This window comes from Streptomyces sp. NPDC107538, from assembly GCF_055657445.1.
On the sequence record NZ_JBVKAY010000010.1, the window covers coordinates 72,323 to 86,044 of the forward strand.

General features: G+C 72.8%; 11 protein-coding genes. 3 read left to right on the plus strand and 8 right to left on the minus strand.

The window, feature by feature from the left end; genetic code table 11:
• Positions 1 to 81: 81 nt before the first annotated feature.
• On the minus strand, positions 82 to 765 hold the full coding sequence (locus tag ACZ7MG_RS30700; protein WP_471386911.1) for an RES family NAD+ phosphorylase: 684 nt from the start codon (positions 763 to 765) through the stop codon (positions 82 to 84).
• Position 766: 1 nt separating this feature from the next.
• Positions 767 to 1,483, minus strand: coding sequence for a DUF3168 domain-containing protein (locus ACZ7MG_RS30705; RefSeq protein ID WP_471386909.1), 717 nt, complete (start codon positions 1,481 to 1,483; stop codon positions 767 to 769).
• A gap of 185 nt (positions 1,484 to 1,668) precedes the next feature.
• Between ACZ7MG_RS30705 and ACZ7MG_RS30710 the strand changes: the two genes are divergently transcribed.
• A complete protein-coding gene (locus ACZ7MG_RS30710) occupies positions 1,669 to 6,777 on the plus strand; it encodes a CHAT domain-containing protein (protein WP_471386906.1) in 5,109 nt (1,702 codons plus the stop codon).
• A gap of 34 nt (positions 6,778 to 6,811) precedes the next feature.
• Here the strand turns inward: ACZ7MG_RS30710 and ACZ7MG_RS30715 are convergent, their stop codons facing one another.
• From ACZ7MG_RS30715 to ACZ7MG_RS30740, 6 genes are all read right to left on the minus strand, one after another.
• Positions 6,812 to 7,399: a hypothetical protein gene (locus ACZ7MG_RS30715; protein WP_471386903.1), complete on the minus strand. Its 588-nt coding sequence runs from the start codon at positions 7,397 to 7,399 to the stop codon at positions 6,812 to 6,814.
• 53 nt (positions 7,400 to 7,452) lie between these two features.
• Complete coding sequence (locus ACZ7MG_RS30720) at positions 7,453 to 9,021, minus strand: AAA family ATPase (protein WP_471386900.1); 1,569 nt, start codon at positions 9,019 to 9,021, stop codon at positions 7,453 to 7,455.
• A gap of 71 nt (positions 9,022 to 9,092) precedes the next feature.
• A complete protein-coding gene (locus tag ACZ7MG_RS30725; RefSeq protein ID WP_471386898.1) occupies positions 9,093 to 9,647 on the minus strand; it encodes a hypothetical protein in 555 nt (184 codons plus the stop codon).
• Positions 9,644 to 9,970: a hypothetical protein gene (locus ACZ7MG_RS30730; protein WP_471386895.1), complete on the minus strand. Its 327-nt coding sequence runs from the start codon at positions 9,968 to 9,970 to the stop codon at positions 9,644 to 9,646. Before ACZ7MG_RS30730 ends, ACZ7MG_RS30725 begins: the two co-directional genes overlap by 4 nt.
• A 30-nt stretch (positions 9,971 to 10,000) precedes the next feature.
• A complete protein-coding gene (locus ACZ7MG_RS30735; protein ID WP_471386892.1) occupies positions 10,001 to 11,785 on the minus strand; it encodes a hypothetical protein in 1,785 nt (594 codons plus the stop codon).
• A gap of 51 nt (positions 11,786 to 11,836) precedes the next feature.
• Entirely contained in the window at positions 11,837 to 12,304 is a 468-nt protein-coding gene (locus tag ACZ7MG_RS30740) for a hypothetical protein (RefSeq protein WP_471386889.1), read from the minus strand.
• Between the two features lie 328 nt (positions 12,305 to 12,632).
• Between ACZ7MG_RS30740 and ACZ7MG_RS30745 the strand changes: the two genes are divergently transcribed.
• Both ACZ7MG_RS30745 and ACZ7MG_RS30750 read left to right on the plus strand, forming a co-directional pair.
• Positions 12,633 to 13,319: an ANTAR domain-containing protein gene (locus tag ACZ7MG_RS30745; RefSeq protein WP_471386886.1), complete on the plus strand. Its 687-nt coding sequence runs from the start codon at positions 12,633 to 12,635 to the stop codon at positions 13,317 to 13,319.
• A gap of 208 nt (positions 13,320 to 13,527) precedes the next feature.
• Positions 13,528 to 13,698, plus strand: coding sequence for a hypothetical protein (locus tag ACZ7MG_RS30750; RefSeq protein ID WP_471386883.1), 171 nt, complete (start codon positions 13,528 to 13,530; stop codon positions 13,696 to 13,698).
• The last annotated feature ends 24 nt before the right edge of the window (positions 13,699 to 13,722 follow it).

Here is a 13,722-nt window from a genome sequence, read left to right on the forward strand (position 1 = left end):
CCACCGATCCCCGGGGAGAAACCGGAAAACTACCGGTTCCCGCCCGGAAAGCGCCCCGGGACGGTGTGGGAGGGGACGGTGTCAGGACCCGATTCCCGGCATCGGGTCGACAGCTCCCAGTTCGACGCGGTAATCCTCCAGCGTCGCGGCGAGCCAGCGCAGTCCGTCCTCGTCGTCGAGGGCTCGCGGCGGTTCGTCGGTCGCGGTCAGCAGATCGTTCTCGGCGGTGGCGCCGAACAGGACCAGGGACTCGTTGGGGCCGTCCAGGCGCGAGCGCCACACGAAGCCGTCCGCCCACGGGGCCTCGGCCCGCAGCCAGTGCCCCCAGCGCCGGGTGAACGCGTACTCCGTGGGCTCGGACTCCACCAGCCACCAGTCGCTCTGCTGGACGGCGTTGAGCTGGGGGATGCTGCACAGGGAGACCAGCTCGACGTCCCGGGCGAGCCGTACCTGGGACAGCAGCCTGCCCTCCAGCTCCCGCAGCGGCAGGACCCGGTGGTTGCCCAGACCGTCGAAGCGCAGGGTGCGGACGAACCGCTCGATGATCGCCGTCTCGGGCTTGGGGGCCGCGTAGAGGTACGCGTAGGTGTCGTTCGGTGTGCTGTCGAAGCGGCCGCCGCCGAAATGATGGTCCTGCGGCTCCGGGTTGAAGCCGTCCGCCCTGCGGCGCCGCGAGTGCACCCGGTACAGCAGCTCCCCGGCCTTGCGGACCACCTTCCGGGCGTCCGCCGTGCCCTTCTCGGGCAGTTTCGCTCCACGGGCCATGTCAGTAGTCCTCCCCCACCACGCTCGCGGCGGCGAGCAGTTGTTCGTCCAGCCCCGCGCCGAGCAGCGACGCCGGCACGGCGTCCAGCCAGGGATTGGGTCCCAGCCACCAGTCGGCCACACCCCAGGGGTCGGCCGCGGCACCCAGCATCGCGTTGATGGTGAGCACCAGCGGACGCGGGTGTCCGTCCGCGCCGAACTGGAAGGCGGGCAGCCGCTCCGGTCCCCCGGAGGCCGGAAGCCTGATCAGGTCGGGCTGCGCCGTCTCCCGGCCGAAGTGCTCCGCCAGTTCCGCGGCCGTCAGGGCGGGCTCGGCCAGCAGCCGGTCCCGCGCGGAGGCCCAGCGCACCTCGACCGGCGTCCCGCCCGCCTCCTCCGCTTCGCCCGAGGTCCGTACGGCGGTCCGCACGCCGGACGGGCGGCCGTCCGGCCCGCCCAGCGTGAAGCGCTCCAGGAGCACGTCGTGCGGTGGTCGCCGCACCAGGGACGAGGAGGTGTACCGGCGGCCCACCGCCCTGCCCTCGTCACCCGGAAGGGACACCCGCAGATGGGTGGCGACGGCACGCGTGATCCCCCGCAACCTCTCCTCGCTCCCGCCCTCGGCGACGATGTCCAGCAGAACGTCGAGCTGTTCACGGTCCGCCGGGGAGAGTTTTTCCCGGATCGACTGTGGTTCCGACACGAGCGCGGCGATTAGTTGCTGCTCGTACTCGTCCATTCGTTCCCCTCCTCGAATCCGGAATCCGGATGCGGAAGTACGCTAGTGAGCTACGATCCGATTGGCAATTCGCGAGCCGGGGTGGGGGGTCATTCCCTCGCAGCGGACAGGGGGCGTTTGTGTACACGGATAATCAGGGTCCGGACGGCCAGGGAACGGATGATCACGCCGGGGAATCCGGCGGCATGGATCGTTTTACCCGGATCGATGTCGCCCTACGACTTCTCGAAGCGGCCGAGGAAGCCATGGAGCGGGGCGAGCGGGGGCAGGTCGTGGATCTCCTCGACGAGCTGGAGCGGATCCTGGCGGGACTGACCGGCTCCCCCACCGGCGAGGGCGAACGGCGGCTGCTGCTGGGGATGTCGGCCGACGCGGCCCAGCTCCGCCACGCACACGGGCAGCGCCCCGAGGACCTGGACGACGCGATCGCCCGCCGGGACGTCGTCCACACCCTGACCGTCGAGGCGTACACGTCCCCGGGGTCCGAGGAGCCGCCCGACCTCGGTGAACTGATCCTGATCCGCTCCCAACTCGCCCTCGACATCGCGGAACGCTGGCGCACGAGCGAGCCGGGGCCGCGCCGGTCGGCCGACGCCGACCGGGTCGCCGAACTGCTCGGCCCGACCCTCGACGGACCGGACGCGCACCAGCTGCCGGACCCCGCGCAGTGCCACCTGGTGCTCGGGCTGGTGCTGTCGAACCGCTGCCGATGCGCCGAGCACGACACCCCCGAGCGGCTCGCGGACCGCGACGCCGCGATCCGGCATCTGCGGACGGCGTACGACGCCGACGGCCTCGACCCGGATCTGCGCCCCATGGTCGCCTTCGACCTCGCGCTGCTCTCGTATCTCCAACTGGCCGACCGCTACGACAAGTCGGCGCACCCGCCGGGCTCCGGGGACGCCGCCTCGGAGTTCGGGGCGCTGCTCGACCTGCTGCGGCCGCTCACCGCCGACACCGGTCAGGACGGCGCCGACGCGGCCGAGCTGGGCGCGGACATGTGCGACGCGCTCACCCAGTACGACAGCGGCCCACGGGCCCAGGCCACCGCGATCGACTGGTACCGGGCCACCCTCACCCATCCCGAACTGCCCGCGGAGGCCGCCCACCGCATCGCGACGAATCTGGGGCTCGCGCTGGCGGAACGCTCCGAACGCAACCGGAAGTCCCAGCATCCCGGCGATCCCGCACCCGCCGTGGACCGCGCCGAGGCGACCGCCCTCTGGGAGGCCGCACTCGCCCGTCTCTCCGGGGCCACGAACCAGGAGGAGAGGGTGGCGTGTCTGGCGGGCATCGTCGACCTGCTCTGGATCGAAGCGTCGGACGGGCTGCTGGACGACGACGGCGTCGACCGGCTCGTCGTCCGGGCCCGCGAACTCGGCTCGCTCGTCGACCCGGACGACACCGACCGGGCCGAGCTGGTGCTCAAGACCGCGATCACCCTGACCCAGCGGGCGGTCGCCCGCGGTACGCCGGCCGCGTACGACCTGAGCAACAACGCCCTGATGACCGGGGCGGCCGATCCCGATCTGGCGCTGGACCGGACCCTGCCGCGGGTGGTGTCGGATCTGCGGGAGGCCATCGCGCTCATGCGCACGGGCACCGGCCTCTACCACCACGAGGACGAGTTCCATCTGGCCGCCCAGTGCCTACTGGGCGCCGCGCTGGTCCTGGACTTCGCCTGCGCACTGCCCCAGGTCCGGCACGAATCCCTGCGCGACGCCCTGCGGATCCTGCGGGTGGCCCTCGAACGGCTGCCGGCGGACAGCGAGTTGCGCGACGAGAACCTCCACGGGACGTTCCTCAACGCGATGTTGTACCGCGTCTGGTACACCGACCCGTTCGCCGCGCCCCTCGCTCCCGGCGGACGGCCGGTGCCGGACGTCACCGGGTTCGCCTCCGTCGAGGACGATCTGCAGTTGCTGGCCGGGCTGCTGGCTCCCGCCGCGCTCGAACGGGAGCCGCACTTCGTCTTCCTCTCCGTCATGGTGGGCGTCCTGCGGTCGCCGGACGGCATGCCCTCGGCGGCGGAGTGCCGTACGTGGTCGGACCGGTTGCGGCGGGCCGCCCCGCTGCTCGAACCCGAGGCATGGGCGCTGAAGGCCGCGATGCTGGGCGTCGCCGGCACCCTGGGGCTCATCCTCGACCGCACGGGCGAGGCCACGTTCGCCGACCGGGCCACCACCACGGCGACGCTGCGGCAGGCCCGGGCCGTCGTCCCGCCGGGCTCCACGATGCGCGGGATGATCGACGACGCGTTGCGGCACGGCGCCACGGCCGACCTCCAGGCGCTGCTGCGCACCCTGTTCCCGGGCGCGGCCCGGACGACGGCGGCCCCGCCTCCAGGACCCCGGCCGGAGGAACCCACCCCCTCGGATCCGACGGACGCCGATGACGTGCTCACCCCGCCCACGATCGACCCCTCCGCCACCGTGCTGCTCGGCGACGGCTCGCCCGACCCGTTCGCGCTCCCGCTCGGCCGGGTCGCCGAGATCCTCGCCGGTGACCCGCAGACCGCGAGCCCGGCCGAGGCCGCCGCCCGCTCCCTGGCCCACTACCGCCGCTGGCTACGCGAACGCGACGGCCAGGACCTGACCCGAGCCATCACCCTCGTACGACAGTCCCTGACCGCCCTCGACGACGGCATGACACCGGACGGCACACCGCGCGGCGACCTCGACGGCGACACGGCGTCGGACGGCGCGGCGAGACCTGGGGCGGCCGATCCATCCCTCGCCGACCGGTGTGCCGAGTTTCTGGCTCATCTGCTGCTCGACCGGCATGTGTTGCTCGGCGACCACGCCGATCTCGACGCGGCCGTCCAGGAGTACGACCTGCTGCTCGACCGTACGCCGGGCCATCTGACCCGGCCGCCGCTGCCCGCCGTGCTGGCCGGGGCGGGCGATCCACGGGTGCCGCCGCATCTCTTCCACGCCCCGGAGGCGGCCGGGCACGCGCCCTTCCGCGCCGAGCTGCTGGCGGCCGCCGGCTCGGCGTGGCTGCTGCTCGCGCGGTCCCGCCGCCGCCACTCCTCGACCCTGGCCGACGACGCCGTACGGGCCTGGGAGGAGGCCGAGCGCCTGCTGCCCGCGGACCATCCCGCGGTCCCGGCCGTCCGGACCGAACTGGCCACACAGGCGCTGCGGACGGTCCGCGAGGCGGGTGACGCCGAGGCCGTACGCGCCGCGGTCGACACCCTCGTCGAGGCCGCGACCGCCTGCCCGCCCCGAAGCCCCCACCGCCCCGCACTCCACCTGCGCGCGGCGGCGGCCCTGGCCGAGCCGAGCGCCGCCGTGTCCGACAGGCGTGAGCTCCTCGGGCAGGGGATCGCGTTGCTGCGGGACGTGGTGGAGCGGGGGCCGCACGAGTTCCATGGGTCGCGGGGGCGGTGTCTGTACGGGCTGGGGAGTCTGTTGCTGGCCCGGCAGCTGGACGCGGGGCGGCGGGAGGATCTGGAGGAGGCCCTCGCGGTGCTGCGGGAGGCGCGGGAGGTGCTGAACGCGAGCCCGGGCGACCCCTTCGCCGTGGCGCTGATCCGGACCCTCGCCCTGGCCCACCGCGCGTTCGGCCCGCACGACGGCGAACACCGGCGGGAGTCGCGGGAGACGGGCCGGTCGGCGCTGACCGCCCACGGCCGCGCCGTCCTCCTCCAGTCGGGCGCGGACCACGGCCTCGAAGCCGCGCGGGCCATCGCCCCCGACATGCTGCGGCTGGTCCGCTGGACTCTCGCCGACGGACGACCCGAGGCGGCGTTCGAGGCGCTCGAACTCGGCCGCGGACTCGTGCTGAACGCCGCCACGACGAACGTCACCGTCCCCGATCTGCTCCGGGACGCCGACCACACCGACCTGGCCGACGCCTGGGTCCGGGCCGCCGCCGAAGGCCACGGGGGCGGCCCCGGCGAGGTGCCGGACGACCTGCGGCGCCGGGTGCTGGACGCGCTCGCGGGCAGCGCCGCCGAGAAACGACTCGTCTCCGCACCCGGCCCGGGGCAACTCGGCCGCACCCTGCGCCGGTTGGGCACCGACGCGCTGGCCTATCTGGTCCCCGGCGAGGACGGCGCCCCGGGCCACGCGGTGATCGTCACAGCGACCGGGACGGTCCGCTCCCTGCGGCTGCCGAGCCTGACCTCGGTGTCCGCCGGGCCCGTCGGCGCGTACGACCGGGCGCTCCTGGAGTTCCAGGAGGTGGGCCGGCTGGAGGAGCCCGCCCCGCACCACCCGCGGGTCATGCACGAGTTCCACCGCAAGCGTCTGCTGTCGCGGGAGAGGGAGTGGCGGCAGGCGCTCCAGGCGCTGTGCGTGTGGGCGGGCGAGGCCGCGATGACACCGCTGCTGGCCGCCGCCGAGGCCTGGTGGCCCGGCCGTACCCCCCGGATCGTCCTCGCTCCCGTGGGCTCCCTCGGCATCGTCCCCTGGCACGCGGCACAGGGCCCGGAGTCCGCCGCGCAGCGCCCGGGGTCCGTCGCACAGGGGCCAGGGTCCGCTGCCCCCGCGGCGCCCCGGGCCCGCCACGCGTGTGAGCGGGCCGTCATCTCGTACTGTGCCAGCGCCCGTCAGCTCATCGAGGTGGCCGACCGGCCGGCGGCCGTCCTGGGGCAGGGCGGCGTGGCCGTCGTCGTGGACCCCGGCGGGTCGCCGACGATGCACCGCGAGGCGGCGCTCGTGACGTCCCTGCATCCGGAGGTCACCGTGATCGGTGGCCTGGGCGGGGAGAGGGACGCTCGCGGGGCGGGGGCGGTGACGCTGCCGTCCGAGCCCCGGTCGCTGGAGCCGTTCCTGCCGGGCCGGGGGTCCACGCCGACGGCGCTCCTGCACATCAACTGTCACGCGGACACCGGCCCGACGTCCAACGACTCCGTCCTCAAACTGGACGCCACGCACACGGTGTCGGTGCAGGACCTGCTGACCGGGGCGGCCGGCCGCGATCCCGGGATGCCCGGCGGTACGGTCCTGCTCGCCAACTGCACCAGCGATCTGACCCTCAGCGACCACGACGAGGCGCTGACGCTGGCGACGGCCTTCCTGGGGGTGGGGGCGACGGCGGTCGTCGGCTCCCGCTGGGCCGTCGCCGACGACCCCCGGACCACCCTGCTGGTGCTGCTCGTCCATCACCACATGAGGCGGGGGACACCGCCCCGGGACGCCCTGCGCGCGGCCCAGTTGTGGATGCTGGACCCCGGGCGGGTCCTGCCGCCGGAGCTGGCGGAGTTCGAGGCGCTGGTCGGGGGCACCGCGAGCGGCCCGCTGGACGAGTTGGAGGTCTGGGCCTCCTTCGCCCACCACGGCCGGTGAGCCGGCGGTGCAGGGGCCGACGGGCCCGCGCGGTTCAGGGGCCGGCGTCGTCGACCCCCAGATCGCGGCGCATCGTGTGGCGCATGTCCGCGAGGGAGGTCCACGCCGCCCGTAGCTCCGGCTCGAACGCGTCCAGCGCCGGGCCGTCCACGGTCGGTCCGGCGAGGGCCTTCTTGAGGATGCCGTAACCGGTGTTGAGCTGTCGGCTCACGGCGCCGGCGGAGACGAGGACGGTGGTGGGCACGACCATCTGGGCCTCGGCGTAGCACTCCCGGTGGGCGGAGCGGCGCTCGTCCAACTGTTCCAGACAGGCGTCTACGCCGGTGCCGTCCCGCAGCGCGTGCAACAGGTTGACCTGGGCGGTCTGGTACTGGCGGGCGGCGGTGTTGAGCGCGATGCAGCAGGCACGGCGGAGGTCGAGCAGTTCGCCGTGCCGGGCCGCCGACAGTTCGGCCCGGCGCATGCGCTCGGCGTGCTCACGTTCCTCGCGCTGCTGCCGGGCCAGTGCGTCGAGTTCCAGCCGCTTGGCGCGGTCGGCCCGGCTCTGTGTCAGCAGCGCGGCGCCGAGCGTGCCGACGACACCGACCGCGGCGACCGCCAGGGCCACCCAGGCGTCCCCCATCCTTCTCCCCTCACCGGTCCTCGGGTGCCCTCGTCGCCGCGGTGCCCCGGCACTCAGCCGTCCCCGAGGACGACGACTCTCCGGGGCGTGCCAGCGCCGGGTGTGGCGGTGGAGACGACGGACCGGCCGGCCGGGACCGCGCGTTCCCGGCCCCAGGCGCGGATCTCCTCGATCTGTTCGGGGTTGCTGCGGCTGAGGGGTGCCGTGTTGGCGAAGGTGTCCTCGACGAACGAGGGGTCGAGCCGGTCCGCCCCGCCGCCCAGCAGGACCTCGGCGCCGACGTCGTGGAGCGCCGACTCGATGTCGGAGCCGGCGAAGCCCTCCGAGAGGTCCACGAGACGGTCGAGCTGGTCCGGATGCGGTTCGGCCTTGACGTAACGCCGGTAGTAGAGGGTGATGATCTCCCGGCGGTCCTGGTCGTCCGGCAGGTCGACGAAGAACAGTTCGTCGAAGCGGCCCTTGCGCAGCAGTTCGGGCGGCAGACTGCGGACGTCGTTGGCGGTGGCGACCACGAAGACGCGGGAGTCCGACTCCTGGAGCCAGAACAGGAACTGGCCGATGATGCGCTGCTGGACGCCGGAGCTGTCGTGGGCTCCGGCCAGTCCCTTCTCGATCTCGTCGATCCACAGGATGCACGGGGCGACCCGGTCGGCGGCGTCGAGGGCCTCCCGCATCCGGCCCTCGGACTCGCCCAGGTAGCGTCCGTGGATGCTGGCCATGTCCAGTCGGTACAGGGGCAGTTGCCACTGCTGGGCGATGGCCTTCGCCGACAGGGACTTCCCGCAGCCGGGGACCCCGACGAGCAGGACACCGCGCGGCGGGCGCAGGTGGGTGCCGCGCAGGTCGGTGTGGATGAGGCGGTGTTTGCGCTCCAGCCAGCCGCGCAGGTTGGTGAGTCCGCCGACGGAGTAGTCGACGTCCTTGCGGGCGAGGCGTTCGAGGCCGGCGAGGTTGTTGAAGATGCGGTCCTTGGAACCGGCGAGGGCCAGGACGTCGTCGGCCTCCACCGAGCCCTTGGCGATGAGGGTGGCCATCAGGTTCACCGCCTCGCCCTCGGTGACACCCTGGAGGAACTCGGCGGCCCGGCGGGCGTCGTGCTCGGTCCAGGCGATGGAGACCACACCTCGGTGGTCACTGAGGAAGCCGCTGATGGTCCCGTACATCTCGTCGGCGTTCGGCAGGTCCAACTGCAGGCTCATACCGAGGCGTTGCAGGCCGCTCCAGATCGGGTTGTCGGTGATGAGGACGACGCATCCGGCGTGCGTGTCGGCGATCCGGGCGAGTTCGGCGACGTTGCGGGTGAAGGGGGTGTCGGACTCCAGCTCCCCCGGGTCGACGAGGACGAGGGTGGCGTGCGGGCGGGCGCCGAACTGGGCGGCGGCGAAGTCCATGGCACCGGTCAGCGAACGGTCGTCGAGGACGGCCGCCCCGGAGCGCAGATCGCGCAGGCCGGTGGCTCTGGTGTGGATCCAGAACTGCTGGTTGGCGCGTCTCGGCTGGGTGGCGACCTCTTTGAGCATGCGCAGGGCGCGGGTCTGTTCGATGGTGCGCAGTCCGACGACGGGCACCCGCGCGGTGAGGTAGTTGTCCAGGTCACGCTTGCTGTCGGCGTAGTTCGACATGGTGGGCTCTCTCGTGATGCCGTCCGTGGCGCGGTCGGTGGTGCCGTCCGTGGTGCCTGCGGCTGGTCTCGTCAGTCGGGGGTGACGATGCGCCGTCCGCCGGTGGGCTCGTACCAGCCGGTGGGCGGTGGGGCGGCGGGCTCGGACAGCACGGCGGTGAGGGGGTTGTCCCGCAGGGTGCGGCGGCGGGCCTCGACGGCGTGCGGGTCCGCGCCGTCCGCGAGCAGGGACCGCACGCTCCGTTCGAGGTCCTCCTGGAGCCGCCGGGTGTGGTCGTCCATGAGGCTCGCCATGCGGCGGCGGAAGTCGGCGGGCAGGCTCGTGTGGGTGATGACGGAGCGGACGGAGCGCAGCACGTCACGGCCGCGGGTGAGGGCCCGTCCGACGGAGAACTCGTCGGTGGCGTCGTTCACCTCACGGACCATCAGGTCGAGTCCGCTCTGCAGCCGCCGGTCGACAGCGGCGGCGATCCGGGCCAGCAGCCGCTGCCAGGTGTCGGCGGGCAGGTCGTCGGCGGCCAGCGGGGGCAGGTGGAGGGGTTCGGTGCGGTCGCCGTCGGCCCACCGGTCCAGGGTCCGGGCCCAGATCCGGTAGTCGCTCTCGCCTCCCCACCGGGCGCGGTTCACAGGTCCCTCGACGGGCGGCGCACGAGCTGTTCGCCGGGCGGCAGGGGGTCCCAGGCCGGCAGGTCGGTGACGGTCCGCCGCAGCCGTCCGGTGACGGGATCGGGCACGGGCCGCCCCGGCGGCGATGCGGTGGACGTGGCCCAGGGAGCGGGCGGCGCGGGCGGCGGTACGGACCCGGGCGCGGCGTCGGCGTCCCGCTGGTCGGGGACGGCGGGGGTCCGGGTGGGCCTGGGCGGCGCCGCGAAGGGCCGCAGGTGCTCCGGGATCTCGGGCCTCAGCCACGGGGGCGTCGAGTCCGACGAGAAGGAGGGATCGTCACTCATGGTCGTGTCCTCTCGGTGGTCCCGGTCGACTCAGTCGCCGGCGCCCACGACGCGGCCCTCGAACGGGGAGGGCGCGTGGGTGGCGGTGTTCAGGGACGCGATGAAGGTGCGGGCCTCGGCCTCCACGAAGTCGGCCGCCCAGTACTGCTGTTGCCAGTCGGTGAGTTCGGCGTGGGCGCCCCTGAGCCGGCCGAGGGCGTCCTGCATGTGCCGGCCGAGCAGTTCACGGGCCTGTTCCTGTGCGGTGCGCCCGGCTTCGGTGCGGTTGTACAGGACGATTCCCCAGATGCCTCCGACGGCGATCGCCGCGAGGACGGCGAAGCCGACGTGGACCCCGAGGAAGACCATCAGGATCGCGGCGACGGTGGCGCCGAGGAGGGCGAGTTGAGAGGTGTAGTTGTAGGCGAGCGACTTGATGTACATCTCGACGTAGGCGGTCCAGTGCCGGGTCAGGGACGCCTCCAGTTCCGGCAGGTCGTCGGTGAGCGGCTTGGTCCAGGTGGTCAGCTTGAAGCGCTGGGTGCCGTGGCCGACGCCGTAGGTGTTGCGCAGGGAGATCTCGATCTTGGGGGGCATGGCGGCCCGGTAGTCGCGGCTGAACCCGGCGTGCGCCTGGGCGAACCACTCCTGGCACGAGGCGACGGCCATCCGCTGGGCCGCGGGCGAGGCACCCGCGGCCGTGGGGTCGAGGGCCGCGACGGACTGCACGCTCAGGTAGTTGCGGGTCTCGTCCAGCGCCTCGGACCGCATGTCCGCCTCCTGCCGCGCGACCTCCTCGTCCCCCTCGTGGCGCACGATCGCCTCGTTGAGCAACAGCTGACGCTGCAGCGGGAGTTCCTCCTCGTCCGAGTTGCGGACCAGGTTGTCGAGGATGTCGTCGACCATGTCCTCCAGGTTGTGCGCCGGGAGGATCTCGCTCTCCATGAGGGTGCGGAACCTGTCGAGGAGCGCCTCGTGCGCGCGGGCCCGGGCGAGGATGTCGTCGAGCACCGGCCACTGGGGGCTGACGTCGGCCAGGCGCGGGAAGTCCTCCTCGGCGGACGGGGCCCGCAGCGAGTCGATCTCCTGCCGCCAGCGCCCCACCTGGGCCGCGCGTACGGTCTCGTCGTCCAGCAGGCGCTGTCGCCATTCGTCCAGGGTGCGGCCGAGCAACTGGCGTCCCTGGGACCCGAAGGCGCCCTGGGACACACACTCCAGGATCACCTGGAACTCGCGGCCGAGCACCCGGGGGTCCTGGCCCTCCAGATAGTGCCGCAGCCAGCGCACGGAGGCCTCCTGCCGGCCCTGGCGGCGCAGGATCAGCGCGAAGAACAGGGAGGTCTTCGACGTCGAGCGCCGGAACGCCTCCTCGACCGCCCGCGCGCACAGGTCCCCGTCGTCGCCCGCCCAGGCCGCCAGGCCGACCAGGGCCGGGGCCAGCCAGTAGCGCGGTGTCTGGATCATCAGCTCCTCGCTGACCTGCCGGACCGTCTCCTCCTGGACGAGACCGGTGTCGAACGCCTGGAGGATGCCGGTCGCGGTCCGGCGGACCACCTTGTGATGCCCGAACTTGTGCTCGATCTCGTCCTTGATCCCGACGATCCGGGTCTCGGCGCGCTGGGCGGCGGCGATGCGCTCGGTTCTCCCGACGTGTTCCAGGAACTTCTCGTAGAGCACTTCCAGGCGGTCCTGGGTCTTCGCCGAAACGGCTCTGACCTCCCGGACCTCCCCGTCCACCTGCTCGATCTGGCCGCCGAGCGAGCGGACGGAGCTCTCCAGTCGGCGTTCGAGGCTCTTGATGCTGTTGACGATCGGGCCGAGGTTGATCTCACTCACGCGCGTCTCCGTTCCGTTCCGTACCGTTGTCGTGCAGCGCGGTGCGCCGGCTCAGGGCCTGACGACGCTGCCGTCGGGCAGCACGGGCAGGACCAGCCCGTCCGTGTAGACCTCGACGAACGCGTACGCGCCCGAGCGGGCCAGCATGCGGGCGGCGTCGAACGGCGGGGGCATCACGTCGTGGGCCGCGCAGTGGCCCAGAATGCGCCCGTCGAGGCCGAGCCGATGGTCCACGTAGGGCGAGCCGAGCAAGCACGGCGCGACGTATCCCACGGGGACCGGCGCGCCGCGGCCGACGTACTCCTCGCGGAGCCAGGCGGCGATGTCCCGGACCGCGGCGTCGTCGACCGCGGCGTCCAACCGGCGCACGCGGCCGAGGAGTTCCTGTGTCCGGGTGGCGAACAACTGCCGGGTGGCGGCGGGTCCGGGTGCTTGCGGCGCGGCGATACGTGGGGCGTCGGGCGCCACGGAGGTGCCCGGTGGCACGACGATGCGGCGCGGCCGCTCAACGGATCCCATGAGTCCCCCCTGCTGAACATGGCCCGACATGCGTCTCGTCGGTGACGCGCGGTATCCGAAGGGTATTGACGCCCCATCAACAGCGCCCAAGTTGAGCGATATCAATCGACAATGACCGTTTACTACCCGGATAAGTACCGGATAACAACCGGCCACCGCCCCGGCGTCGAGAGTGACACATTCCTGATGAAAACATCACTTTCGATGCAGATCTCAGGTATGCGCCGCCGCCGCGCGGGAAGGCGGCTGTCGTTGCCGCCTCCGCGCGGGGTTCGCGTGCGAGGCTGGAGACGAGGACTGTCGGGACGAGGGTGAAGCGGAGGACGGTGTGGACTGGGACCGGTTCGCACAGCAGATGGCGTCGATGGCACGGGACCTCCTGGCGCAGCCCTCGGTGGCCAGCACCCTGGAGCGGATCACCGCCTCGGCCACGGAGCTGGTGGAGGGCTGTGACGCGGCCGGCATCCTCGTGCTGCACGGCACGTCGGTGGAGACGCTGGCCCCCACCGACCAGCTGGTGGTCGACAGCGACGCGCTGCAGGAACGGCTGCGGGAGGGACCCTGCTTCGACGCCGCCCAGAGCTCGGAGGGCGAGCAGGTCTTCCGTATCCCCGATCTCTCCGGCGAGGAGCCGCGCTGGCCCTCCTACGCCCCGCGGGCCCACCGTCTCGGGGTGGGCAGCATGATGGGTTTCCTGCTCTTCACCGATGACAAGGATCTCGGTGCCCTGAACCTGTACTCGCGCGAGGCGGGCGCGTTCACCGAGGTCAGCGAGCTGGCCGGCTGGCTGCTCGCCTCCCACGCGGCGGTCGCCTTCGCCAGCGCCCGCACCTACGCCCAGATGGAGCGGGCCGTCGCCACCCGTCATGTGATCGGCGAGGCCATGGGCATCCTCATGGGCGCCCACCACCTCACCGAGGAGCAGGCGTTCGACGTGCTGCGCCGCTTCTCGCAGGAGAAGAACATCAAGCTCCGCGACGTCGCCCGCCGGGTGTGCGAACAGGGCGGCCTCTGAGAGTCCCCTCGGAGAGTGCCAGGGGCGGCTCCTCCGGCACGTGGTCAGAACCAGAGAAGCCTGGGTCGGGACGGCCCCCAGGGGAATGCCGTCGACTCGACCTGCCCACCAAGTCCCCCTGCCTCGGCTTCCCACACCTCGTTTGGGTGCTCCGTCGCTGGGCACCCGGCCGGTCGTAAGCCGAAGAGACGGAAGAGGATGAGACGCCGTGACCACGCACACCGTCGAGAAGCTCGTCGTCCGCGAGAGCGGCTGGGCGAAGGCCCGCCACCGGAGCGGGAAGGGTGTGCGCATGTGTCTGCCCGCGCTCACCGACCGCGGCGGCGCCCGTCCCACGGAGGCCGGGGCGGACTCGAACATCGTCAGGGGTGACGACTGAGCGACCCCTCCGTGGGCGAGCGGA